At 55.3% G+C, this 24,249-nt stretch carries 21 protein-coding genes; 9 read left to right on the forward strand and 12 right to left on the reverse strand.

The genetic code is table 11. The features are described 5' to 3' along the window. Nucleotides 1-31 precede the first annotated feature (31 nt). The 3 genes from gltB (at nt 32) to MFP24_RS12135 (ending at nt 6,854) form a co-directional block, all read left to right on the forward strand. Nucleotides 32-4,492, forward strand: coding sequence for a glutamate synthase large subunit (gene gltB / locus MFP24_RS12125; protein WP_249230336.1), 4,461 nt, complete (start codon nt 32-34; stop codon nt 4,490-4,492). A gap of 9 nt (nt 4,493-4,501) precedes the next feature. Further along, on the forward strand, nt 4,502-5,920 hold the full coding sequence (locus MFP24_RS12130; protein ID WP_249230337.1) for a glutamate synthase small subunit: 1,419 nt from the start codon (nt 4,502-4,504) through the stop codon (nt 5,918-5,920). Nucleotides 5,921-6,080: 160 nt separating this feature from the next. Continuing rightward, a complete protein-coding gene (locus tag MFP24_RS12135; RefSeq protein ID WP_249230338.1) occupies nt 6,081-6,854 on the forward strand; it encodes a (S)-acetoin forming diacetyl reductase in 774 nt (257 codons plus the stop codon). Between the two features lie 90 nt (nt 6,855-6,944). Here the strand turns inward: MFP24_RS12135 and MFP24_RS12140 are convergent, their stop codons facing one another. Further along, nucleotides 6,945-7,361, reverse strand: a complete 417-nt coding sequence (locus MFP24_RS12140) for a GFA family protein (protein WP_249230339.1) — start codon at nt 7,359-7,361, stop codon at nt 6,945-6,947. Between the two features lie 133 nt (nt 7,362-7,494). Here MFP24_RS12140 and MFP24_RS12145 point away from each other — a divergent pair, with 133 nt between their 5' ends. After that, entirely contained in the window at nt 7,495-8,256 is a 762-nt protein-coding gene (locus tag MFP24_RS12145; RefSeq protein WP_249230412.1) for a MurR/RpiR family transcriptional regulator, read from the forward strand. Here the strand turns inward: MFP24_RS12145 and MFP24_RS12150 are convergent. Further along, a complete protein-coding gene (locus MFP24_RS12150) occupies nt 8,238-9,620 on the reverse strand; it encodes a family 4 glycosyl hydrolase (protein WP_249230340.1) in 1,383 nt (460 codons plus the stop codon). The genes MFP24_RS12145 and MFP24_RS12150 overlap by 19 nt on opposite strands. Nucleotides 9,621-9,632: 12 nt before the next feature. Continuing rightward, entirely contained in the window at nt 9,633-11,204 is a 1,572-nt protein-coding gene (locus MFP24_RS12155; protein ID WP_249230341.1) for a PTS transporter subunit EIIC, read from the reverse strand. A gap of 383 nt (nt 11,205-11,587) precedes the next feature. Between MFP24_RS12155 and MFP24_RS12160 the strand changes: the two genes are divergently transcribed. Further along, nucleotides 11,588-12,073, forward strand: a complete 486-nt coding sequence (locus MFP24_RS12160; protein ID WP_249230342.1) for a GNAT family N-acetyltransferase — start codon at nt 11,588-11,590, stop codon at nt 12,071-12,073. A gap of 130 nt (nt 12,074-12,203) precedes the next feature. On the opposite strand, the gene MFP24_RS12165 is transcribed toward MFP24_RS12160, so the two are convergent. After that, complete coding sequence (locus MFP24_RS12165; RefSeq protein ID WP_249230343.1) at nt 12,204-13,547, reverse strand: MFS transporter; 1,344 nt, start codon at nt 13,545-13,547, stop codon at nt 12,204-12,206. Between the two features lie 11 nt (nt 13,548-13,558). Further along, entirely contained in the window at nt 13,559-14,233 is a 675-nt protein-coding gene (locus MFP24_RS12170; protein ID WP_249230344.1) for an RraA family protein, read from the reverse strand. Between the two features lie 199 nt (nt 14,234-14,432). Here MFP24_RS12170 and MFP24_RS12175 point away from each other — a divergent pair, with 199 nt between their 5' ends. Continuing rightward, the gene (locus MFP24_RS12175; RefSeq protein WP_249230345.1) at nt 14,433-15,386 is read left to right on the forward strand and encodes a LysR family transcriptional regulator; all 954 of its coding nucleotides are present in this window, start codon (nt 14,433-14,435) and stop codon (nt 15,384-15,386) included. Nucleotides 15,387-15,486: 100 nt separating this feature from the next. Here MFP24_RS12175 and sspB read toward each other — a convergent pair whose 3' ends face one another. The 5 genes from sspB to zapE form a co-directional block, all read right to left on the reverse strand. Next, complete coding sequence (gene sspB / locus MFP24_RS12180) at nt 15,487-15,984, reverse strand: ClpXP protease specificity-enhancing factor (protein WP_249230346.1); 498 nt, start codon at nt 15,982-15,984, stop codon at nt 15,487-15,489. 5 nt (nt 15,985-15,989) lie between these two features. Then, nucleotides 15,990-16,631 carry a stringent starvation protein SspA gene (gene sspA / locus MFP24_RS12185; protein WP_249230347.1) on the reverse strand — a complete coding sequence of 214 codons (642 nt, stop codon included), beginning with the start codon at nt 16,629-16,631 and terminating at the stop codon, nt 15,990-15,992. A gap of 298 nt (nt 16,632-16,929) precedes the next feature. Continuing rightward, the gene (gene rpsI / locus MFP24_RS12190; protein WP_011091939.1) at nt 16,930-17,322 is read right to left on the reverse strand and encodes a 30S ribosomal protein S9; all 393 of its coding nucleotides are present in this window, start codon (nt 17,320-17,322) and stop codon (nt 16,930-16,932) included. A 15-nt stretch (nt 17,323-17,337) separates the two neighbouring features. Further along, the gene (rplM, locus tag MFP24_RS12195; RefSeq protein ID WP_009114737.1) at nt 17,338-17,766 is read right to left on the reverse strand and encodes a 50S ribosomal protein L13; all 429 of its coding nucleotides are present in this window, start codon (nt 17,764-17,766) and stop codon (nt 17,338-17,340) included. Nucleotides 17,767-18,000: 234 nt separating this feature from the next. Beyond that, complete coding sequence (zapE, locus tag MFP24_RS12200; RefSeq protein ID WP_249230348.1) at nt 18,001-19,119, reverse strand: cell division protein ZapE; 1,119 nt, start codon at nt 19,117-19,119, stop codon at nt 18,001-18,003. Between the two features lie 221 nt (nt 19,120-19,340). On the opposite strand from zapE, the gene zapG reads away from it, so the two are divergent. From zapG to degS, 3 genes are all read left to right on the forward strand, one after another. Then, nucleotides 19,341-19,745: a Z-ring associated protein ZapG gene (zapG, locus tag MFP24_RS12205; protein WP_249230349.1), complete on the forward strand. Its 405-nt coding sequence runs from the start codon at nt 19,341-19,343 to the stop codon at nt 19,743-19,745. A gap of 213 nt (nt 19,746-19,958) precedes the next feature. Next, nucleotides 19,959-21,332 (forward strand): serine endoprotease DegQ, encoded by a 1,374-nt coding sequence (gene degQ / locus MFP24_RS12210; protein WP_249230350.1) that lies wholly within the window; start codon nt 19,959-19,961, stop codon nt 21,330-21,332. A gap of 134 nt (nt 21,333-21,466) precedes the next feature. After that, a complete protein-coding gene (gene degS / locus MFP24_RS12215; protein WP_249230351.1) occupies nt 21,467-22,558 on the forward strand; it encodes an outer membrane-stress sensor serine endopeptidase DegS in 1,092 nt (363 codons plus the stop codon). A 37-nt stretch (nt 22,559-22,595) separates the two neighbouring features. Here the strand turns inward: degS and murA are convergent, their stop codons facing one another. Then, on the reverse strand, nt 22,596-23,858 hold the full coding sequence (murA, locus tag MFP24_RS12220; protein WP_249230352.1) for a UDP-N-acetylglucosamine 1-carboxyvinyltransferase: 1,263 nt from the start codon (nt 23,856-23,858) through the stop codon (nt 22,596-22,598). A gap of 55 nt (nt 23,859-23,913) precedes the next feature. Beyond that, nucleotides 23,914-24,168, reverse strand: coding sequence for a BolA family iron metabolism protein IbaG (ibaG, locus tag MFP24_RS12225; RefSeq protein ID WP_249230353.1), 255 nt, complete (start codon nt 24,166-24,168; stop codon nt 23,914-23,916). Nucleotides 24,169-24,249: the final 81 nt, after the last annotated feature.

The following is a 24,249-nucleotide window of genomic DNA, read 5'->3' on the forward strand; positions in this document are numbered from 1 at the left end:
AGTCACACAGAGCCCGGGGAGGTTCACTATTATGTTGTACGATGCATCCCAAGAGAGAGACAACTGTGGTTTTGGCCTAATCGCCCATATAGAAGGCGAGCCGAGCCACAAGGTCGTGCGTACCGCAATCCACGCACTGGCCCGCATGCAGCACCGTGGCGCGATCCTTGCTGACGGCAAGACCGGCGACGGCTGCGGCCTATTGCTGCAAAAACCCGATCGTTTTTTCCGCCTGGTGGCGGAAGAGCGCGGCTGGCGCCTAGCCAAAAATTACTCCGTCGGCATGATGTTTCTCAATCAGGATGAGGAGCTGGCCCGCGCCGCCCGCCGGATTGTGGAAGAAGAACTGCAAAATGAAACGCTGTCGGTGCTTGGCTGGCGCGAAGTGCCGACCAACCCGGACGTTCTGGGCGAAATCGCCCTTTCCTCGCTGCCGCGCATTGAGCAAATCTTCGTCAACGCCCCGGCCGGCTGGCTGCAGAGCGATATGGAACGCCGTTTGTTTATGGCGCGTCGCCGCATCGAAAAACGGATTGAAGATAAAGAATTCTACGTTTGCAGCTTCTCCAACCTGGTGACGATCTATAAAGGCCTGTGCATGCCGGCGGATCTGCCGCGCTTCTATCTCGATCTGGCGGATCTGCGCCTGGAATCGGCAATCTGCCTGTTTCACCAGCGTTTCTCCACCAACACCGTGCCGCGCTGGCCGCTGGCGCAGCCGTTCCGCTATCTGGCGCACAACGGCGAGATCAACACCATCGCCGGCAACCGCCAATGGGCGCGCGCCCGTGCTTATAAATTCAAAACCCCGCTGATCCCCGACCTGCAGGACGCCGCGCCGTTCGTCAACGAAACCGGCTCCGACTCCAGCTCGCTGGATAACATGCTGGAACTGTTTCTCAGCGGCGGGATGGACATCATCCGCGCCATGCGTCTGCTGGTGCCGCCGGCCTGGCAGAACAACCCGGATATGGATCCGGAGCTGCGCGCCTTCTTCGACTTTAACTCCATGCATATGGAGCCGTGGGACGGCCCGGCGGGCATCGTGATGTCCGACGGGCGCTACGCCGCCTGTAACCTGGACCGCAACGGCCTGCGTCCGGCGCGCTACGTCATCACCAAAGACAAACTGATCACCTGCGCCTCCGAAGTGGGCATCTGGGATTATCAGCCGGATGAGGTGGTGGAAAAAGGCCGCGTCGGACCGGGCGAGCTGATGGTTATCGATACCCGCCACGGGCGCATTCTGCATTCGGCCGAAACCGATGACGACCTTAAAAGCCGTCACCCGTATAAAGAGTGGATGGAGAAAAACGTCCTGCGCCTGGTGCCGTTTGAAGACCTGCCGGACGACCAGGTCGGCAGCCGCGAATTTGACGATACCCTGCTGGAAACCTATCAGAAACAGTTCGGCTACAGCGCCGAAGAGCTGGATCAGATCCTGCGCGTGCTGGGCGAGAACGGTCAGGAGGCCACCGGCTCGATGGGCGACGACACGCCGTTCGCCGTGCTTTCCAGCCGTCCGCGCATTATTTATGACTATTTCCGCCAGCAGTTCGCCCAGGTGACCAACCCGCCCATCGATCCGCTGCGCGAAGCGCACGTGATGTCGCTGGCCACCTGTATCGGCCGCGAAATGAACGTCTTCTGCGAAGCGGAAGGCCAGGCTCACCGTCTGAGCTTTAAATCGCCGATCCTGCTTTACTCCGATTTCACCCAGCTGATCTCGCAGGATCAGCAACACTACCGCGCGGATACGCTGGACCTGACGTTCGAACCGCAACGGCAAACGCTGCAACAGAGCGTTGAAAAGCTGTGCGACGAGGCGGAGCACAAGGTGCGCGACGGCGCGGTGCTGCTGGTGCTTTCCGACCGCGGCATCTCCGCGCAGCGCCTGCCGGTGCCGGCGCCGATGGCCGTCGGCGCCATTCAGCGCCGTCTGGTGGAGAAAAGCCTGCGCTGCGACGCCAACATCATTGTTGAAACCGCCAGCGCGCGCGATCCTCACCATTTCGCGGTGCTGCTCGGCTTCGGCGCCACGGCGATTTACCCTTACCTCGCCTACGAAACGCTGGCGAAGATGGTCGATAACCACACCATTGAAAAAGCGCATCGCGCGGTGATGCTCAACTATCGCAACGGCATCAACAAAGGGCTGTACAAGATCATGTCCAAGATGGGCATATCCACCGTCGCCTCCTACCGCTGCGCCAAACTGTTCGAAGCCGTCGGTCTGCATCAGGACGTCTCGTCCCTCTGCTTTCAGGGCGTGGTCAGCCGCATCGGCGGCGCCAACTTCAGCGATTTCGAGCAGGATCTGCTGAACCTGTCCAAACGCGCCTGGCTGAAACGTAAGACGCTGGATCAGGGCGGCCTGCTGAAATTCGTCCACGGCGGCGAATACCACGCCTACAACCCGGACGTGGTCACCACGCTGCAGAAGGCGGTGAAAAGCGGCGACTACGCCGATTACGAGCACTATTCCCGCCTGGTCAACCAACGTCAGCCCGCCACCCTGCGCGACCTGCTGGCGCTGAAGCCGCAGGCGGGCGCCGCCATCTCTATCGACGAGGTGGAGCCGGCGACGGAAATGTACAAGCGCTTTGATACCGCGGCGATGTCCATCGGCGCCCTGAGCCCCGAAGCCCACGAGTCGCTGGCCGAGGCCATGAACGGCCTGGGCGGTTTCTCCAACTCCGGCGAAGGCGGGGAAGATCCGGCGCGCTACGGCACCAACAAGGTTTCCCGTATCAAGCAGGTGGCGTCCGGCCGTTTCGGCGTCACCCCGGCCTATCTGGTCAACGCCGACGTGATTCAGATTAAAGTGGCGCAGGGCGCCAAGCCCGGCGAAGGCGGCCAGTTGCCCGGCGATAAGGTTACGCCGTACATCGCCAGACTGCGCTACTCGGTGCCGGGCGTGACCTTGATTTCACCGCCGCCGCATCATGATATTTATTCAATCGAAGACCTGGCGCAGCTGATTTTCGATCTGAAACAGATCAACCCGAAAGCCATGATTTCGGTCAAGCTGGTTTCCGAGCCGGGCGTCGGCACCATCGCCACCGGCGTGGCGAAAGCCTATGCCGACCTGATCACCATCGCCGGTTACGACGGCGGCACCGGCGCCAGTCCGCTGACCTCGGTGAAATACGCCGGCTGTCCGTGGGAGCTGGGCCTGGTGGAAACCCAGCAGGCGCTGGTGGCCAACGGCCTGCGCCACAAAATCCGCCTGCAGGTGGATGGCGGCCTGAAAACCGGGCTGGATATCATCAAGGCGGCGATACTGGGCGCGGAAAGCTTCGGCTTCGGCACCGGACCGATGGTGGCGCTGGGCTGCAAATACCTGCGTATCTGCCACCTGAACAACTGCGCCACCGGCGTCGCCACCCAGGACGAAAAACTGCGGCGCGACCACTATCACGGCCTGCCGGAGCTGGTCGCCAACTACTTCCACTTTATCGCGCACGAAACCCGTACGCTGATGGCGGAACTGGGCGTAAGCCGCCTGGTGGATTTGATCGGCCGCACCGATCTGCTGCTGGAGCTGGATGGCTTCACCGCCAAGCAAAACAAGCTGGATCTGTCGCCGCTGCTGCAAACCGCGACGCCGCAGCCGGGCAAGACGCCGTACTGCACCGAAAGCAACCCGTCGTTCGACAAGGGGCTGCTGAACAAGGAGCTGTTGGCGCAGGCGCAGCCATACGTGGAAGCGCGGCAAAGCAAGGCGCTCTACTTTGATATCCGCAACACCGACCGTTCCGTCGGCGCCACCCTGTCCGGCGCGATTGCCGCGCAGCATGGCGATCAGGGGCTGGCGAGCGATCCGATCAAAGCCTACTTCTCCGGCACCGCCGGGCAGAGCTTCGGCGTGTGGAACGCCGGCGGCGTCGAACTGACGCTGACCGGCGACGCCAACGACTACGTCGGCAAAGGGATGGCGGGCGGCAGCATTGCCGTGCGTCCGCCGGTGGGCTCGGCGTTCCGCAGCCATGAAGCCAGCATCATCGGCAATACCTGCCTGTATGGCGCCACCGGCGGCAAGCTGTTTGCGGCAGGTCGGGCGGGCGAACGTTTCGCGGTACGCAACTCCGGCGCCATCACCGTGGTGGAAGGCATCGGCGACAACGGCTGCGAATACATGACCGGCGGCATCGTCTGCGTACTGGGCCGTACCGGCGTCAACTTTGGCGCGGGCATGACCGGCGGGTTCGCCTACGTTCTTGACGAGGACGGCGAATTCCGCAAACGCGTCAACCCGGAACTGGTGGAAGTGCTGGATGTAGAACAACTGGCTATTCATGAAGAACATTTGCGCGGCCTGATTACCGAGCATGTGCAGCATACCGGTTCGCAACGCGCAGAAGAGATCCTCGCTAACTGGCCGGCATGGGCATCCAAATTTGCTCTGGTGAAACCGAAGTCAAGTGATGTGAAGGCATTGTTGGGTCACCGTAGCCGTTCCGCAGCCGAGCTGCGGGTTCAGGCGCAGTAAGAGGTCATCATGAGTCAGAATGTTTATCAATTTATCGATTTACAGCGCGTTGATCCGCCCAAAAAACCGCTGAAAATTCGTAAAATTGAATTTGTTGAAATTTACGAGCCGTTCTCGGAGAGCCAGTCCAAAGCGCAGGCCGATCGCTGCCTGTCCTGCGGCAACCCTTACTGCGAATGGAAATGCCCGGTTCATAACTATATTCCCAACTGGCTGAAGCTGGCGAATGAAGGCCGGATTATCGAAGCGGCCGAGCTATCGCACCAGACCAACAGCCTGCCGGAAGTCTGCGGCCGGGTGTGCCCGCAGGATCGCCTGTGCGAAGGCTCCTGTACGCTGAATGACGAATTCGGCGCGGTCACCATCGGCAATATCGAACGCTATATCAACGATAAGGCGCTGGAAATGGGCTGGAAGCCGGATATGTCCGGCGTTCAATCCACCGGTAAACGCGTGGCGATTATCGGCGCCGGCCCCGCCGGCCTGGCCTGTGCCGACGTACTGGCGCGCAACGGCGTACAGGCGGTGGTGTTCGATCGCCATCCCGAGATCGGCGGCCTGCTGACCTTCGGCATCCCGGCGTTCAAGCTGGAAAAAGAAGTGATGATCAAGCGCCGTGAAATCTTCAGCGGCATGGGCATCGAATTCCGCCTGAACACCGAAGTGGGTAAAGACGTGCAGATGAAAGATCTGCTGGACGAGTTCGATTCGGTGTTCCTCGGCGTCGGCACCTATCAATCCATGCGCGGCGGGCTGGAAAACGAAGAGGCGCCGGGCGTCTATGACGCGCTGCCGTTTCTGATCGCCAACACCAAGCAGCTGATGGGCTTCGAAGCCTCATCCGCAGAGCCTTACGTCACCATGCAAGGCAAACGCGTGGTGGTGCTGGGCGGCGGCGATACCGCGATGGACTGCGTGCGCACGTCGATTCGCCAGGGCGCGACGCACGTTATCTGCGCCTATCGCCGCGATGAGGAGAACATGCCGGGCTCCAAGCGCGAAGTGAAAAACTCGCGTGAGGAAGGGGTGGAATTCAAATTCAACCTGCAGCCGCTGAGCATTGAAATTAACGAGGCCGGCAAAGTGTGCGGCGTCAGAATGGCGCGCACCGAGTTGGGCGCGCCCGATGCCAACGGGCGCCGCCGCCCTGAAATCGTCGCCGGTTCGGAGCACGTGCTGGAAGCGGATGCGGTAATTATGGCTTTCGGCTTTCGTCCCCACAAGATGACGTGGCTGGCGGAACACGACGTCGAACTGGACGGCCAGGGCCGCATCATCGCCCCGGAAAACAGCGATAACGCTTTCCAGACCAGCAACCCGAAAATCTTTGCCGGCGGCGACGCCGTACGCGGCTCGGATCTGGTGGTGACCGCCATTGCCGAAGGGCGCAAAGCGGCAGAAGGCATTTTGGACTTCCTGGAAGTCTGACTCCCCTTGCCCGGACCGGTATTTTCGGTCCGGGCAGCATCGCGCTCCGCCGATAATCTCGGCGAATTCCCCATCCCGCCTGGAAAAATCCCGCTTAGCGTCTACCATTGTTACGTGCTTGCACGTTGATATTAATGGAAATTTAAAACTAGGAGATAACATGACGGTTAAAGTAGCGCTTGTTACTGGCGCAGGTCAGGGGATCGGCCGCGCTATTGCGCTTAGACTGGCGAAAGACGGCTTTGCCATCGCCGTGGTTGACTACAACATGGATACCGCCCATAACGTGGCGCAAGAGATTGAGCAGGCCGGCGGCCAGGCAATCGCCCTTAAGGCTGACGTTGCCGATCGGGACGCGGTTTTCGCCGCTGTCGCAGAGACCCAGCAAAAATTCGGCGACTTCAACGTCATCGTTAACAACGCCGGGATTGCGCCCTCCACGCTTATTGAAGACATTACCCCGGAAATCGTCGACCGGGTGTATAACATCAATGTCAAAGGGGTTATCTGGGGTATCCAGGCTGCGGTCAAGGCGTTTAAATCCCTCGGCCACGGCGGCAAAATCATTAACGCCTGTTCTCAGGCGGGTCACGTTGGCAACCCGGAACTGGCGGTATACAGCTCCAGCAAATTTGCCGTGCGCGGTCTGACGCAAACCGCCGCGCGCGATCTGGCGCCGCTGGGCATTACCGTGAACGGCTTCTGTCCGGGAATTGTAAAAACGCCGATGTGGGAAGAGATCGACCGCAAAATCTCCGAATCAGCGGGAAAACCCGCGGGCTACGGCACCGCCGAATTTGCCAAACGCATCACCCTGGGACGCCTTTCCGAACCGGAAGACGTTGCCGCCTGCGTCGCCTATCTGGCCAGCCCTGATTCCGACTATATGACGGGGCAGTCCTTGCTGATCGACGGCGGTATGGTATTCAGTTAAAACTATATACTTTACCCACAGCCGGGCGTCGCCAGTCCGGCTGTTCTCCTTTCATTCCAGCGTTTCCCACTCCTCGCGCGGTCGGATTTATTACGACAGGCTCTGCTCGTTCAGTGAATCAATCACGTCCTGTTCCGTTAATAACGGCGTGGACTGCGAGAAAGAGTAGTAAGGGGGCTTATTGTCGATATATATTTGCGCCACAAACTCCTGCCCGCCCTGATCGTCAAACAGAGCCGCGGGGACAAAATAGGTGGCGGGAGAGAGAAGCTTATAAAACAGGTGTGAACCACAGACCTTGCAGAATGCCCGTTCAGTCCAATCGGAAGAGCGATACAGGGTAATATTTTCCTCACCTTCTATGCTGATATCATCTTTGCAATCAACGGACATAAAAGGCCCGCCGCCCCATTTCTGGCACATGCCGCAGTGACAGGCCGTCACCTCGGTTACCGGATGCGCGGTAGAGATTGTCACTCCGCCGCATAAACAATGGCCTTGATGCATTATTCCTCCTTAACCATCCCGCCTGAAATGCCTGACGCCTCCGCACAGGACGGCGCTCATCGTCTAATGTCAGCCTCAGTTATAGCACATGCGGTATACTCATCTTTTTCCGTCGCCGGATTTTAAGATGATGATCAATTTTCAATCGGTATTTCCGCAGGCGTCATTATCGAAAACCGAACTGACCGTGCTCGGTTATATCTACACGCATCCGCAACGCTGTATTGAAAACGGCGTACGCGCGGTTTCCGCAGCCTGTTACAGTTCGCCCTCCACGCTGGTCAGGCTGGCGAAAAAGCTCGGCTTTCGCGGCTGGCTGGAACTGGTCTATTTCATCAAATTCAACCTGATCAAAAGCACCGCCGACCACCCGGCGGTCGCCGCCGGGCTCTATCACAGCCGCTTTATGACCACCCGGCCGGAGGACGGCATGGCGGCGTTTCTGGACGGGCTGCGCCATCAGCGTCTGCTGATCCACGGCAGCGGTTTCTCGCAGCTGGTGGCGCAGTATTTCTACAACAAATGCCTGACGGTGGGCATCAACAGCTATCTGGCGCTATGGCCAGACCTGGATATTCTGGGAGAGAAAGGCCGGCTGCAATTCGACTGTGCGTGGGTGATTTCCAAATCCGGCCGCAGCCATTCAGCGTTGGCATGGCTGGAAGCAACACGGAAAATCGACCTGCCGCTGATCTGCTTCACCGGCGACGGCGCCAGCCCGCTGGCCGCGGCGGCGCAACGGGCGTTTATTTTTGACGATCACCAAAAATACGACGACGATATTTACTACGCCAACCCCTTTTTCGGCTATTGCCTGCTCGGCTTCGAGCGGATCATCGGCGCCTGGCTGAATCAGGGCGACCCGGACGCCGGCGATCACCAGCCGGCGCAATAATCCCGGTGCGCTTTCAGATACGCCGCCACCAGCTTGCGCGCCAGCGAATAGGAGTTGACCAGCGGATGCACCATCAGCGCCTTTACCGCCAGATGCCGGTCGCGCGTTAGTATCGCCTCCACCGCCAGCCGTTCATACTCTTTAACTTTGCCGATCAGATTGCGCTGGGTTTCCGGCACCTCGCCGACCTCAATCGCTTGCAGGCCGTCACGCCCCAGTTCACAGCTGATTTCGATCACATCGTCGTCATGAAGAAAATCAAGCGCGCCGCGATTGGCCTGGGAAACCACCACCCGTTTGTTTTGCCCGCTGCCGACCGCTTCCAGAATATCGATGGCGACCCCGGCATAGCCGCCGCTGTCCGGCTGTTCAATGAATTGTCGTAATGTTATCGGCTGCCGCACGTGCGCCTTGCCCTGATTCGACTCGCGCTGCATATAGCTGTTTTCACGAACCAGATAGTGCGACAACCAGACATCGAAAGCGCGTTCCGGGTTGGCGGTGATATCCAACGCCGACAGTTCGCGCAGCATCGCCTGATTGATGACGGCGATTTGCTCGCCGCGCGTCTCTCCGGCCGCGAGAATCGCCTCCAGCGCCTCTTCGCGGTAATAATAGTAATACAGATACTCATTCAGCAGTTGGTTATGATTCAGCGCCACCAGCTCCGGAGAGAAATATTTCATGCCGCTTTCGCGATAAAGACGCGGGTCCGCCAGCAGGCGCGCGGTCACGTCCGCGCCGCGCAGCCGCACGTTATGGAACCAGGAAAGGTGATTCAGGCCGTAGCAATCCACCTTGAGATCCTTCGCTTCACACCCCAGCAAAACGGCCAACTCGCCGATCAGTTCGCTGGGGGCATCGCAAATGCCGTACACCCGGCGCTGAAAACCGGATTTCAAAATCGCCTCGGTCACCATGCCGGACGGGTTGGTGAAGTTGAACAAGACCGCATCCGGCGCCGCCACCTCTTCAATCAGCCGGCAGTAATCGACAATCACCGGGATGGAGCGCAACGCCATGGCGAAACCGCCGGCGCCGGTGGTTTCCTGTCCCAATACCTGATGGTCGAGCGCGATGCGTTCATCGAGCACGCGCCCTTGCTCGCCGCCGACGCGCAGCGTGGTGATAATCGAGTTCGCTCCCGTCAGCGCCGCGCGCGCGTCGCTACTCAGGCTAAAGCGGACATCGGGACGGATACGCTGAAACACCTCGCGGGCAATCTCGCCGTAAATCGCCAGTTTGGTTTCGTCCGTATCCATAAATACGACGTCGCTGACTCCAATGCGATGCGCATGATAAGCAATGGATTTTGCCAGGAAAGGGGAGCGTACGCCGCCCCCGCCCAATACCGTTAATTTCATCTCTTTTTCCTTTCACCGTCTGGTATCCGCCAGCAGGCGATCTTCCACCTGCCGGCGGATGGTGCCGACATGAACACCATAAATCACCTGAACGTTATTGCCGTGGCGGATCACGCCCTTCGCGCCACCCGCCTTTAACGCCGCTTCATCCAGCAACGCGCTCTCTTTCAGTTCCACGCGCAGACGCGTAAAGCAGTTATCCACCGCCAGAATATTCGCCGCGCCGCCCAGCGCATCGACCACATCAGCCGCCAACGACGCTTCCCGAATTTTTTCCTGCTGCTCCCGGTACTCCTGTTTTGAATAGAGCCTTACCGCGTCATCATCTTCACGGCCGGGCGTTTTCAGGTTGAGCCGGGTCACCAGGGTTTTGAAAACCACGTAATACACGCCGAACTGTACCAGGCCGATGGCAATCCACAGCGGCCAGCGCGTGAGCGACGCCGGCAACGGCAGGTTGTAGGCCACAAATTCAACCAATCCGCTCGCCCCCCAGGGACGCACATCCAGCAGATAACACGCCACCTGGCTCAGCGCCGTCAGCACTGCGTGGATCACCCACAGCAGCGGAGAGATAAACAGGAAAGTGAACTCTATAGGTTCGGTGATGCCGACCAGAATGGAGGTCATCATCGCCGGGATAAGGATCGCCTTGGCCTGAAGCCGTTTTTCCGGCTTCGCGGTGCGGTAAAACGCCAGCGCCGCGCCGGAAAGCCCGAAAATGGTCACCATCCCCTGCTGCGAGAAGCGCAACGACGGATCCATCAACGGCGAAAGCGCCGGGTCACGCATATAAGCGAGGAAAATCGCCTGAGAACCGGAGACGGATTCGCCATTGGCGAATAGCGTGCCGCCGATGGCGGTCAACTGGAACGGCGACCAGATGAAATGGTGCAGCCCGGTGGGGATCAGGAATTTCTCAAAGAAGCCATAAACGAAAACCCCGCTCGCTCCGGCGGTTTTCATAAACCCGGTGAGCGAACTGATGCCCTGCGCCACGACCGGCCACAGATAGCTGAACGCAATGGCGTACGCCAGAATAATCGGCGTCATGGCGATCAGCACCAGTTTGGCGCCGCCATACACCGACCAGATGCCGCCCAGCTCCTTTTGCGCCAGCCGGTTATACACCCAGGCGACGGTCACGCCCAGAATCAAGCCCAGAAAGATCCCCATATCGATCACATGAAAACCGAGGGTCTCCGTTTGTCCGGTGCCGAAATATTCGCCATTGACCTTTTCCGCCACCCGGCCGCTCAGCTCCAGAAAGGAAGCATTGGCGCCGAGGAACATGATGAAGCTCATCAGCGCCACCAGCGCCGCTTCGCTCTTATTGCTTTTCGCCATACCGTAGGCGATACCGACGGCGAAAATCAGTCCCAGATTGCCAAACAGCGGCCAGAAGGTATCGCCAAGCAGTTTTCCAACCTGCTCCAGCGGCGCAGAAGAAAACAACGTGGGGTTGGAGAGAATGGAACTGAGGGCCAGAATCAGGCCGATAACGGGTAAAAACAGCACCGGCCCCATCATGGCTTTGGAAAATGACTGTAACCGGCCCAGCAGTGAATCAGAGAGTATCTTCATATCAAGTTCCTCATGGGGGAACAGATTAAGGGCATTATTGATTGTTGTTGGCGTTTTCCCGGTGAAGGCGCAAAAACGGTATGACTGATTCGTTTCCAACCGCTTATGTTCAAGTTATAAAAGCCGTTTTGCCGGAAAACAATAAACCGGCGCAAATAGGCACCGGTAAGCAGGCCGTGACAACCTGTTTCACCTGTTTTGGCCCAAAGTCGTTGAAAAGCCGTCATAAGTTGACCGTATGACGCCTTGGCGTTTTAAATAGAACAGCGCATGGCGGGCAGGAAAAATAGGGCGGGTAAATATATATGCCGGAATGGCAATGGGCGAAAAAACGAGTACATTGTGTATGCTGTATCTTCTTCACTGATACAGAACGGAAAATAATGAACGTCACCATCCGCAACGCAGAAAAAAAAGACGCTGAAATCATCCTTGCCATGATTACCGAACTGGCTATTTACGAAAAAGCGCGCCATGAAGTGGTTACCGACCAACAAGGCATCGAAGACAGGTTATTCGCTCCGGACAGTAAAACGGAAGCCCTGATATGCGAGGCGGATGGCGTCCCGGTGGGCTACGCGGTATTTTTCACCAGCTATTCCACCTGGCTCGGGCGCAATGGCATTTACCTTGAAGACCTGTACGTCACGCCGGACTGCCGGGGAAAAGGGATGGGCAAAACCCTGCTGCGGCATATCGCACGGCTGGCCGCGGAACGTAACTGCGGCCGTCTGGAATGGAGCGTACTCGACTGGAATCAGCCGGCGATCGATTTTTACCGCAGCATCGGCGCGGCGCCCCAGCACGAATGGATTCGCTATCGCCTGGAAAATGAAACGCTGCGCGCGTTTGCCGGGGAAAAGAACTAGTCGTGCCTCACGACGTTTAACGCCTCACCGCACACTATATTCTTAACCATGCACGGCCCGTCATAACGGACGGACCGCTTCCCGCCGCTTACGCCGACACCGGAGGAACTCCCCTTATCGTGCAACCTCGTCAGAGTGTTGCCTTGTTCTGTATTGGTTCGTTGATGGTCATTAGCACCAGCAAGCACAGAAACGAGCAGATAGCCATAAAACCGAATACATAACCCCAACTGAAGTTATCCAGCAGAAGCCCCGCAATTAGAGGACATGCCGCTCCACCCAGCTGTCCTCCAGTGTTGATAATGGAACCGGCAATAGGAAACACCTCTTTGGTTGTGAGCGCCATGGGATAAACCATGTAGGCGGAGAAACCCAGGTTGAACAGGATACCGGTTAACAACAGCAGTCCTCCAAGGATAATGGGATTATCCGGTGCGTTGATCAGCGTTATCATCATGACCACGGTTGCAATGGCGGAGGCCATCATCAAAGGTTTTCTGCGTTTGTTTAGCAGTCTGTCCGAACACCATCCACCCAACAGGTTACCGATCACGGCGCCAATCCAGGGAGCGGATGCAAGCATCCCCATTTTCATTACCGAGAAGCCTTTCTCATTCATTAAATAGGTTGGGATCCATGCCAGCAAAACGTTCACGATGCCCATCATGAAAAAGTAGCCGAGCATGCTGCCAAGTACGTTCCATGATTTAAAGATTTCTTTTTTGGTACCGATCAACGGAACTTCTTTAGTACGGATTATCCTGTCTAATAATTTGAAGGATTTTTCGTTGGCATAGATAGGCCGCGATTTTTTCGTGTGTGCTATGACTTTTCCGGTAGGGATTTTCTCTTCAATGATATCTAATTCTTCCGGCGAGCAAAATTTACTTTCTCGTGGTGAATTGGTAACGATTAAATACCAGATGACGGAAAGAAACAGGCCCGGAATGGCAAAGAAATAGAAAACGTAATGCCAACTGTAGTGATAGATAATGATGGCACATAACGGAGGAACAAGGACCGGGCCAAATTTCGCCGCTGATAAAAAGATTGCCGTGACCAGTCCTTTTTCCGAGGCCGGGAACCAACGATTAATGGTCGACGTAATACCGATGGGTAAGGGTCCTTCCGCCAGGCCCAATATAAACCTCGATACTTTTAACCCAAGAATTGAGGTAGAGAAACCAACAAAGCACGTTGCCAGCGAAGTCAATATCATTGATATTGAAAATATCTTTCTCACGCCAAATTTAGCATAGAGGAAACCACTAGGTATTTGTGCTATGGCATAGGCCAACAGAAAAAGACTGGCCAGTGCCCCCGCTTCGGTGTTGGACATATGAAAATCAGATCGGATAAAGGGTAACACAACACCGATATTTGCTCTGTCAGCAGCAGCTACGGTATAAACGCAAAAGATAAGTGATGCAATGACCCAGCGAAAACGCCCTGGTTTATTATTTGTGCTATTCATTGTTTTTCCCATCAAAGATAAATACAGTTTTTTTCCAAAAGTTTTTCATCCACCCACGACATATCCCATTCGTCATTTTCTATCTGGGTTTTGATATTTTCTTCTTTTTCTGTAACGTATTTTGTTTTTTCTAATATGGACTCAAGGTCATTCTGCCTGACGACGACAGCACCATCAAGGTCTGCAACGATCATGTCCCCCGGAGTGATAACAACACCATCGATAGAAATAGGAAAATTAATCTCTCCAGGGCCATCTTTAAAAGGACCGGCAGGGGTTGCCCCTAAAGCAAATACCGAAATAGGTGATTGTTGAATAAAATCCAGATCGCGAACCATACCGTTGATAATGATCCCTGCAATGCCTTTTTTCATCGCCCAGCGCAGCATGAGCTCTCCCATCAGCGCATTTTTTTCACCACCTTGCCCATTCACCACAATAACATCACCTGGAGAAGCCACTTCAATTGCCTTGTAAAACAAAAGGTTATCTCCACTACGCAAATTGACCGTCAAGGCCGGACCTGCGAGTTTTAAGTCATTCAGTGGCCTGATTTTATTGCTCAGGCAGAACTGACGATTCATGACGTCGCCGATATTTGCCGCCGGTAGTTTCCTGAACTCATCTATCAAATATTTTTGTGGTCTATTAAAATATTTTTTAATCTGGAATCCGTTATTTGACATAAACACTCCGATTTTACCCAATTAAAAATGTGACGCACTTCTAAAAAATGAAATTTATTTACTTTACGCTCAATAAAAACAGAAAAAATTAATTATTGGTGAATTAATGTAGTGACATATTTAATTGCCAGGTCTTTTTGTGTAAAGAGAAAATAATAAATATTAAATATCAATTATTGGAATATATGCAGGTGGAGAAATGAATGCTATCTTACTAAAAACATTTTTAACCATTGTAAAAGCAGGGAGTATCAATAAATCGGCCGAGGAACTTTTTGTTGCTCAATCCACTGTAACCAAAAGATTACAGGTACTTGAAAATGAATTAGGATTTAATCTATTTGAGCGAAATAAGGGTATAAGAGAAATAAAACTGACAGAGGCAGGTAGTTCTTTCCTTGAGATTGCTGAGAAATGGTATGATTTTTTTCTGGAAATAGAAACTATAAAATCTAATGAATCGAGAATAAACATTACAATAGGATGTCTGAATAGTATTAATTTCGCAATCTTTACTCCTCTTTACCGGGCGCTTATTAACCACGAAAGTAAAATGAATGTGAAAATCGTGACAACGCACTCCATCGATATTTTTGGTTTGATTGAAAAACGAATAATTGATGTTGGGTTCTCTTTCTCGGATTTGAAATCTCAAAACACCATGAGTTTTAAACTATACAGTGAGCCTATGGTCGGGTTGTGTCTTCCAAGCTCTATTCTGGCGGGAAAAGAAGAGGTTAAGCTTGAGCAACTTCAGGTTAAAGATGAGTATTATGTCCGCTGGGATGAGGATTTTGAACGCTGGCATATGCAAGGGTTTGGGCGTATTCATGGTTTTAATGCTCAGTTTGATAACGGTCATCTGATCATGAACTTATTATCACATGGAACAGACTGGGCTATTGTCCCCAGTTCTACGGCTTTATTTGCCCAAAAACAGCACGGATGCGTATCCTTTCGTCTGGCTCAAAACTGTCATCCGCCCAGTAGAGTGGTTTATATGGTTATGCATAAAAACCAGAAGAAAAGTACGCAAAAAGGCGTGGCTAAACTGGCTGCTTTATTACATGAATTATCTGGATTGTTAGCGAAAGAAATTCCGGGTATCGAGTTTTATACCCAAAATATTATTGAGAGTTTGGAAGTTGATTGAATATCAACTAAAGATTATTTTTCTGATGGTTATGATTTTTCAGTATCTTATGAGACATAAAAAAGGGCACTGTCAGTGTGCCCTTAATAAATCAGGTGACTTATTTAACCACCCGCAACGACGGTCTTCCTCCCTTGGGAGGCTGCGGCGGATCGTCATCGGGATTATCGTTTTCATCCGCGGCGTCCGGATTATTGTCGACGATCGACATCACCGTACTGGCGGTGACGTCCTCATCCTGAAAATCGTCGAGTTCGCCCGTCGATTCATAGGCGGGTTCCGGCTCAAACATGGTGCCGGCGCCGTTCTCCCGGGCGTAGATCGCCAGCACCGCCGCCATGGGTACATATACCTGACGCGGCACGCCGCCGAAACGGGCGTTAAAGCGCACGCTGTCATCAGCCAGCTCAAGACCGCCGACGGCTCGGGGTGCGATATTCAGCACAATCTGCCCGTCGCGGGCAAATTCCATCGGGACCATAACACCCGGCAGAGTAATATCGACCACCAGATGAGGCGTCAACTGGTTATCCAGCAGCCAGTCATAAAAAGCCCGTAACAGATACGGACGACGCGGAGACAGTTGAGACAACGCCATGTTGTTTAACCTCTGGTTTGCAAACGCATTTCACGTTCAGCTTCCGTCAGGGAAGCGAGAAACGCATCACGCTCGAATACGCGCGTCATGTAGCCTTTCAATTCTTTCGCACCAGAACCGCTCAATTCAATGGCTAATTGCGGCAGGCGCCATAACAGCGGGGCCAGATAACAATCCACCAGGCTGAACTCTTCGCTCATAAAGTAAGGCGCTTCGTTGAACACCGGCGCAACCGCCAGCAGTTCCTCGCGCAGTTGTTTACGGGCGCTATCCGCTTCCTGAGCGCTGCCCTGCATGATTTTCTTCAGCAGAGAATACCAGTCGTTCTCAATGCGGTGCATCATCAGACGGCTGTTGCCGCGCGCCACCGGATAGACGGGCATCAGCGGCGGATGAGGAAAACGCTCATCCAGATACTCCATGATAATACGTGATTCATAGAGCGTCAGTTCCCGATCGACCAGCGTCGGAACCGAACCATAGGGATTGAGGTCAATAAGATCCTGCGGCAGATTATCCAGGTCTACCTGCTCAATCTCGACACTCACCCCTTTTTCCGCCAGTACGATGCGGACCTGATGGCTAAAAATGTCGGACGGACCAGAAAACAGCGTCATTACCGAACGTTTGTTGGCAGCGACAGCCATGAAAACCTCCAAGTTTATCGAGAAAATACGGCGAATAACCGATCTGCTACCGTTCCGCGAGCCCATATTCTGCGTTTTTGTCACTCGATATCGGAAAAAGCGACTCGCTGGGAAACAGGCACAAAAGTGGCGAATAGTTTATCAGATTTTGTTCGTTCTGTGGGGATATAAGCGCAGCTTCATCGTTAACCCACGGAAAATAAAGATTATTTTTTCAGAAAGGATAGCCCGCCATAAAAAAACCCGGCGACCATCACCGGGTTTTTTCGCATTGATTTCGCTGCAGCGCAGCAGGAAATTAACGCTTGGAGAACTGAGGACGACGGCGAGCTTTACGCAGACCGACTTTCTTACGTTCAACCTGACGAGCATCGCGAGTCACGAAGCCTGCTTTACGCAGTTCGCCACGCAGCGACTCATCGTACTCCATCAGCGCGCGGGTGATACCATGACGGATCGCCCCGGCCTGACCGGAGATACCACCACCTTTAACGGTGATGTACAGGTCGAATTTGCCAACCATGTCGACCAGTTCCAGCGGCTGACGAACTACCATGCGGGCAGTTTCACGACCGAAGTACTGTTCCAGACTACGCTGGTTGATAACGATATTGCCGCTGCCCGGTTTGATAAACACGCGAGCGGCGGAACTTTTGCGGCGACCAGTGCCGTAGTATTGATTTTCAGCCATTGCCTATAATCCCGATTAAATGTCCAGAACTTGCGGTTGCTGTGCCGCGTGATTGTGCTCGGTGCCCGCGTAAACTTTCAGCTTACGGAACATGGCACGACCCAGCGGGCCCTTCGGCAGCATGCCTTTAACCGCGATTTCAATCACGCGCTCAGGACGGCGGGCAATCATCTCTTCAAAGGTCGCTTGTTTGATACCACCGATGTGGCCGGTGTGGTGGTAATAAATCTTGTCAGTACGCTTGTTACCGGTTACGGCAACTTTATCTGCGTTCAGGACGATGATGTAATCACCCGTATCAACGTGCGGAGTGTATTCCGCTTTATGCTTGCCGCGCAGGCGACTAGCCAGTTCAGTTGCGAGGCGACCCAGGGTCTTACCGCTCGCGTCAACAACGTACCAGTCGCGTTTTACGGTTTCTGGTTTAGCTGTAAAAGTTTTCATTAAAAGCTTACCCAATAATTAGTTACACGCAGGTGTTCACCTAAACGCTAAAAAACAGTCGAGGCTCACACGACCATCAAGTCCAGCAAACCTACCCCTTCGAATAGCCATTGCCGGCACTATAAAGTTTTTGGGAAAAAAACTTTGTTGTAACGTGGGGTCGCAGGATTATAGAGAAGTCGCCGCCAAAGATCGACCTTTTTCGTCGCCGGAACGGGAAAAACCGCCGCCCTATTACGCCAGATGCTGCTGGCGCAGATACTCCTCGCTCTGCATCTCCTGCAGACGCGATAAACAGCGCTGGTACTCAAACTTCAGGCGCTCTCCCTGGTAAAGCTCGAACATGGAGACCTGCGCGGAGATAACCAGTTTGATCCTCCGCTCGTAAAACTCATCCACCAGCGCCAGAAAACGGCGGGCGGTATTCTCCTCCGCGCCGCCCATCACCGTAACGTTGTGCAGCAGCACGCTGTGATAAAGGCGCGACAGGACGATGTAATCGTTCTGGCTGCGCGCCTGCGCGCACAGCGTGGCGAAGTCGACGGCCAGCACGCCCTCGCTCGCGCCGAGGGTGGGCAGAGGGTGATGATTTATCTCCAGGACCGGGCCCGGCGTCACCCACGGCTGCCCCGACAGGCGGGTAAACATCTGCCGCATCGTCGTTTCCGTCTGCGCGTCAAGCGGCGTCAGATAGAGATGGGCCTGCGTCAGCGTCCGTAAGCGGTAATCAATCCCCGCGTCGACGTTCCGCACTTCGCAATGCTGCTTGATCAGTTCAATCGCCGGCAGAAAACGCGCCCGCTGCAGGCCGTTGCGATACAGTTCGTCCGGCGGAATGTTCGAGGTGGCCACCAGGGTGATGCCGCGGGAAAACAGCGCGCGCAGCAGCTCGGCCAACAGCATGGCGTCCGTAATGTCGCTGACGAAGAACTCATCGAAACAGAGCACGTCCGTTTCCGCTTTAAAGCCGTCGGCGACCTTTTCCAGGGGGTTTTCCTGCCCCTGGAACAGGTTCAGCTCCTGGTGCACCCGCAGCATAAAGCGGTGAAAGTGCAGCCGCAGTTTCCGCTCCGTCGGCAAACTGTGAAAAAACAGGTCCATCAGCCAGGTTTTGCCGCGTCCCACGCCGCCCCACATATATAGCCCCTGAACCGGAACCGCGACGCGTTTATCGCTTAATCCCAGCCACGCGCGCCATTTCCCCGGCCCGCCGGCGGAGCGCGCCGCGCGCTCGCACAGCGCCTGATGGATGGTCTCCAGGCGCGCCACGGTTTGATGCTGTACTTCATCGGGCTGATATTCCCCGGCTGACAGCGCTTGCCGGTAAAGCGCCAAGGGTGTTGTTTGCCGCATAATGTTCGCAATCCCTGAGAAAAAATTTAATCGTGTTTTGCTGCGCGTTACCGTCGATTTGAGTCGTAATCGTAGCAGTTAACCACCTTGATGCCAGATATCGGCCAACATTACCCTAAGCCATCGCGCTTCAGGATTCCACTCGGACAAGATTAGCGGTTATAGTGACAATTATTAAGTGAAAAACCCTACGGAACAACGAAGTCAAAATAGGAGTCCTTATGACTTGGGAGTATGCGCTGATTGGTTTAGTCGCCGGTATTGTCATTGGTGCCGTCGCCATGCGTTTTGGCAATCGTAAGCTGCGCCAACAGCAGACGCTGCAGCACGAACTGGAAAAAAGCAAAGCCGAACTGGAAGAGTATCGTCAGGAACTGGTCGGGCATTTCGCCCGTAGCGCGGAGCTGCTGGATAATATGGCGAATGATTACCGCCAGCTTTACCAGCACATGGCCAAAAGCTCCAGCAGCCTGCTGCCGGATATTCCCGGCCAGGATAACCCGTTTAAATATCGCTTGACCGAGGCGGAAGCGGATAACGATCAGGCCCCGGTCGATATGCCGCCGCGCGACTACTCCGACGGCGCCTCCGGCCTGCTGCGCGGCGAACCTCCCGTGCGCAAGTAACGGCGATTGCTTATGGTGTGAGGCCTCATCAAGCCTCACGTTTTTCGCTCGACTCCCCTCCGGTAAAATCAACGGCGTAGGCTATAGTTACAATCTACTGACGAAATATCAGTGAACTTTACACACCGATCGCCACTCTGACTCTTCACCGAGTGTTTAAGTTTATATATCATCATTTTATTCATCAGCTGGTCGTGAGAGAGTTAATCAACAATGAAGAAAAAATCTTTATTATTTAGTGCACTGGCAATGAGCATAAGCTTAACCCTGTCGTCGCTCCCGGCCGCTAACGCCGCGCTGCCCGCCGTGGTTCCCGGGCAGCAGCAGCTTCCCAGCCTGGCGCCCATGCTGGAAAAAGTGTTGCCCGCGGTGGTCAGCGTGCATATCGAAGGCACCCAGGTACAACGCCAGCGTATCCCCGAAGAGTTCAAGTTCTTCTTCGGCCCCAATCTCCCGACGGATAAACAAAGCACTCGTCCCTTTGAAGGTCTGGGCTCGGGCGTCATTATCGACGCCGCGAAAGGCTACGTCCTGACCAATAATCACGTAATCAACAATGCGGATAAAATTCGCGTACAGCTGAATGACGGGCGCGAATACGAGGCGAAATTGATCGGCCGCGACGAACAGAGCGATATCGCCCTGCTGCAGCTGACCAACGCCAAAAATCTGGTTGAGATCAAAATGGCCGACTCCGACCAGCTGCGCGTGGGCGATTTTGCCGTTGCAGTGGGGAACCCGTTCGGCCTGGGGCAAACGGCCACCTCCGGCATCATCTCGGCGCTGGGCCGCAGCGGGCTGAATCTGGAAGGGTTGGAAAACTTCATTCAGACCGATGCCTCCATCAACCGCGGCAACTCCGGCGGCGCATTGGTTAACCTCAACGGCGAACTGATCGGCATCAATACCGCTATTCTGGCCCCCGGGGGCGGAAATATCGGCATCGGCTTCGCCATTCCCAGCAATATGGCGCAAAACCTGGCGCAGCAGCTGGTTGAGTTCGGCGAGGTGAAACGCGGCGTGCTGGGCATCAAAGGCAGTGAAATGACCGCCGAAATGGCGAAGGCCTTCAAGGTCGATGCGCAGCGCGGCGCGTTCGTCAGTGAAGTGCTGCCGCAATCCGCCGCAGCGAAAGCGGGGATCAAGGCGGGCGATGTTCTTACCTCGCTGGACGGAAAACCGATCAACAGCTTCGCCGAACTGCGCGCCAAAATAGGCACCACCGCGCCGGGCAAAACCGTGAAGATAGGCCTGCTGCGCGACGGTAAACGCCAGGAAGTCTCCGTGGTTCTGGATAACAGCGCCACCGCCACCACCAGCGCGGAAACGCTGTACCCGGCGCTACAGGGCGCCTCCCTGACCAACGGGCAGGTGAAAGACGGCAGCAAAGGCGTACAGATTGATAACGTCGCCAAAGATTCGCCCGCGGCGCAGATTGGCCTGCAGAAGGGCGATATCATCATCGGCGTCAACCGTGAGCGGGTGGAGAACATCACCCAGCTGCGTAAGGTTCTGGAGGCGAAACCTGCCGTTCTGGCGCTGAACATCGTGCGGGGCGACGAAACGATTTACCTGCTATTGCGTTAATCATTTCGCCAAACCGGCGCCCCGAAAGGCGGCAGCCGGTAAGCCCGCGCTAAAAAATCGGACACGGCGCTCTGCCCTGTCCGATCGTCTCATGATATTCTCACCGGCATACTCTTTTTACAGTAAACACGCCCATGCTTGTTAAGTTACTCCGTTCCGCGCTGCTTGGTTTGATCGTCGCCGGCATTCTGCTGGTTGCATTTCCCGGACTGCGACCCAATACCCCCTGGTTTAAAAACGGTGAGAGTAATGACAACGCGCAGGAAGATGCGCCGCTAAGCTACTATCAGGGGGTGCGCCGCGCCGCGCCGGCGGTGGTCAACGTCTATAACCGGGTTCCCAATCCCCAACAGCAGAACGAACTGGAAATCCGCACCCTCGGCTCCGGCGTCATTATGAATGACCAGGGTTATATTCTGACCAACAGGCACGTGATCAACAACGCGCAGCAGATTCTGGTCGCCCTTCAGGACGGCCGACTCTTTGAGGCGATGGTCGTCGGTTCGGACACCCTGACCGATCTGGCCGTATTGCGTATTGACGGCACCAATTTGCCGGTTATTCCAATCAATCCGCAGCGCACGGCGCATATCGGCGACGTGGTGATGGCCATCGGCAATCCCTACAATCTGGGACAAACCATCACCCAGGGGATTATCAGCGCCACCGGCCGCATCGGGCTTAGCGCCGCCGGGGAGGATAATCGCCAGAACGGCCGTCAAAACCTGCTGCAAACCGATGCCTCCATCAACCGCGGCAACTCCGGCGGCGCGCTGGTGAATACGCTGGGCGAACTGGTCGGCATCAATACGCTCTCTTTTGATAAAAGCAGCGACGGGGAAACGCCTGAAGGCATCAGCTTTGCCATCCCCATCGCTCTGGCAAACAAAGTGATGGGCAAGCTTATCCGTGACGGCCGGGTAATCCGCGGTTATATCGGCATCAACGGCGTACAGATGGAAAATATCGACAGCAAAAGCTTCGGACAGGGAAGGCTGAGCGGGATTCTGGTCAAAACGGTCGATCCGGGCGGACCGGCGGATAAAGCGGGGATTCAGGTGGATGATATTCTGTTGAGCGTCAACAATAAACCGACCCGCTCGGTGATTGAAACCATGGATCAGGTAGCGGAATTACGTCCGGGCACCGTGATCCCCATTACCATCGAACGCGATAAAAAAGCGATAACCTTGAATATGACGATTCAGGAGTTTCCGGTCAACTGAACCGGGCGGTGTGGTCCTACCGCCCGGTCCGCGCCGCTTATTCGCCGGCTTTGACGCGTTCGATATTGGCGCCCAGCGCCCGTAGCTTATCTTCGATACGCTCGTAGCCGCGGTCGATATGATAGATGCGGTCGACCACCGTCACCCCCTCGGCAATACAGCCCGCCAGCACCAGACTGGCCGACGCGCGCAAATCCGTCGCCATCACCTGGGCGCCGGACAGCTTTGCCACGCCGTGGCAAATCACCGTGTTGCTTTCGATTTCCGCCTGGGCCCCCATGCGGATCAGCTCCGGCACGTGCATAAAGCGGTTTTCAAAAATCGTTTCGGTGATAACGCCGGTGCCTTCCGCCACCAGATTCAACAGGCTGAACTGCGCCTGCATATCCGTCGGGAAACCGGGATGCGGCGCGGTACGGATGGTCACCGCTTTCGGACGCCGGCCCTGCATATCAAGGCTAATCCAATCCTCGCCGGTTTCGATATCCGCACCGGCTTCGCGCAGCTTCGCCAGTACCGCGTCCAGCGTATCGGGACGGGTTTGGCGGCAGAGCACTTTACCGCCGGAAATCGCCGCGGCGACCAGGAAGGTTCCGGTTTCTATACGGTCCGGCAGCACGCGGTATACGCCGCCGCCCAAACGCGCCACGCCTTCAACGGTGATCTTATCGCTGCCCGCGCCGCTGATTTTCGCCCCCAGCGTGTTCAGGAAGTTTGCCGTATCGACAATTTCCGGCTCGCGGGCCGCATTTTCAATAATGGTCGTCCCTTCGGCCAGCGTCGCCGCGCTCATGATGGTCACCGTGGCGCCCACGCTGACTTTATCCATAACGATATGCGCGCCTTGCAGACGACCGTCCACCGAGGCCTTGACGTAGCCCTCTTCCAGGGTGATTTTCGCTCCCAGCTGTTCCAGGCCGTTGATATGCAAATCAACCGGACGCGCGCCGATGGCGCATCCGCCCGGCAGTGAAACCTGGCCCTGCCCGAAACGCGCCACCAGCGGCCCCAGCGCCCAGATGGAGGCGCGCATGGTTTTCACCAAATCATAAGGCGCGCAGAATACGTCGACCGCGCTGGCGTCGACGTGCACCGAACCATTACGTTCAACGCGCGCCCCCAGTTGGCCGAGCAGCTTCATCGTGGTATCAATATCTTTCAGCTTCGGCACATTCTGGATCTCTACCGGCTCTTCCGCGAGCAAGGCAGCAAACAGGATGGGGAGAGCGGCGTTTTTGGCTCCGGAAATGGTGACTTCACCGGTAAGCCGGGTCGGCCCCTGCACACGAAATTTATCCATAGCGGCTGTTTCTCAATGTTTCAAATTCAATCTTGCGAATCACATAACCACAGGCTTAAAAACCGTTAAGCTTGCGATCGCGCTGCCACTCTTCCGGCGTATAAGCCTTGATCGACAGGGCGTGAATGCGGTTATCCGCGATGTACTCCATCAGCGGGGCATAAACGGTTTGCTGCTTCTTCACCCGACTCATTCCGGCGAACTGCTCGCCCACCACGATGACCTGAAAATGGCTGCCATCGCCGGATACATGGGCTTCCTTGAGTGCCAATGCGTTTATCAGCACGTCTTTAATTTCATTATTTTCCATCGCTCTCGATTTCTATGTCAGGGGGGATGATAAACAGGGTGGTATCTTAGATGAATACGGCGCTATCTTAAACAGAGAAAT

Origin of the sequence: Brenneria tiliae, from assembly GCF_023347575.1 — a bacterium.
Taxonomy (GTDB): domain Bacteria; phylum Pseudomonadota; class Gammaproteobacteria; order Enterobacterales; family Enterobacteriaceae; genus Brenneria; species Brenneria corticis.

What these genes read in the sequence shown, in the direction of transcription:
- gltB (WP_249230336.1), top strand. Translation starts at nt 32, where the DNA reads ATGTTGTACGATGCATCCCAAGAGAGAGACAACTGTGGTTTTGGCCTA.
- MFP24_RS12130 (WP_249230337.1), top strand. Translation starts at nt 4,502, where the DNA reads ATGAGTCAGAATGTTTATCAATTTATCGATTTACAGCGCGTTGATCCG.
- MFP24_RS12135 (WP_249230338.1), top strand. Translation starts at nt 6,081, where the DNA reads ATGACGGTTAAAGTAGCGCTTGTTACTGGCGCAGGTCAGGGGATCGGC.
- MFP24_RS12140 (WP_249230339.1), bottom strand. Translation starts at nt 7,361, where the DNA reads ATGCATCAAGGCCATTGTTTATGCGGCGGAGTGACAATCTCTACCGCG.
- MFP24_RS12150 (WP_249230340.1), bottom strand. Translation starts at nt 9,620, where the DNA reads ATGAAATTAACGGTATTGGGCGGGGGCGGCGTACGCTCCCCTTTCCTG.
- MFP24_RS12155 (WP_249230341.1), bottom strand. Translation starts at nt 11,204, where the DNA reads ATGAAGATACTCTCTGATTCACTGCTGGGCCGGTTACAGTCATTTTCC.
- MFP24_RS12160 (WP_249230342.1), top strand. Translation starts at nt 11,588, where the DNA reads ATGAACGTCACCATCCGCAACGCAGAAAAAAAAGACGCTGAAATCATC.
- MFP24_RS12165 (WP_249230343.1), bottom strand. Translation starts at nt 13,547, where the DNA reads ATGAATAGCACAAATAATAAACCAGGGCGTTTTCGCTGGGTCATTGCA.
- MFP24_RS12170 (WP_249230344.1), bottom strand. Translation starts at nt 14,233, where the DNA reads ATGTCAAATAACGGATTCCAGATTAAAAAATATTTTAATAGACCACAA.
- MFP24_RS12175 (WP_249230345.1), top strand. Translation starts at nt 14,433, where the DNA reads ATGAATGCTATCTTACTAAAAACATTTTTAACCATTGTAAAAGCAGGG.
- sspB (WP_249230346.1), bottom strand. Translation starts at nt 15,984, where the DNA reads ATGGCGTTGTCTCAACTGTCTCCGCGTCGTCCGTATCTGTTACGGGCT.
- sspA (WP_249230347.1), bottom strand. Translation starts at nt 16,631, where the DNA reads ATGGCTGTCGCTGCCAACAAACGTTCGGTAATGACGCTGTTTTCTGGT.
- rpsI (WP_011091939.1), bottom strand. Translation starts at nt 17,322, where the DNA reads ATGGCTGAAAATCAATACTACGGCACTGGTCGCCGCAAAAGTTCCGCC.
- rplM (WP_009114737.1), bottom strand. Translation starts at nt 17,766, where the DNA reads ATGAAAACTTTTACAGCTAAACCAGAAACCGTAAAACGCGACTGGTAC.
- zapE (WP_249230348.1), bottom strand. Translation starts at nt 19,119, where the DNA reads ATGCGGCAAACAACACCCTTGGCGCTTTACCGGCAAGCGCTGTCAGCC.
- zapG (WP_249230349.1), top strand. Translation starts at nt 19,341, where the DNA reads ATGACTTGGGAGTATGCGCTGATTGGTTTAGTCGCCGGTATTGTCATT.
- degQ (WP_249230350.1), top strand. Translation starts at nt 19,959, where the DNA reads ATGAAGAAAAAATCTTTATTATTTAGTGCACTGGCAATGAGCATAAGC.
- degS (WP_249230351.1), top strand. Translation starts at nt 21,467, where the DNA reads ATGCTTGTTAAGTTACTCCGTTCCGCGCTGCTTGGTTTGATCGTCGCC.
- murA (WP_249230352.1), bottom strand. Translation starts at nt 23,858, where the DNA reads ATGGATAAATTTCGTGTGCAGGGGCCGACCCGGCTTACCGGTGAAGTC.
- ibaG (WP_249230353.1), bottom strand. Translation starts at nt 24,168, where the DNA reads ATGGAAAATAATGAAATTAAAGACGTGCTGATAAACGCATTGGCACTC.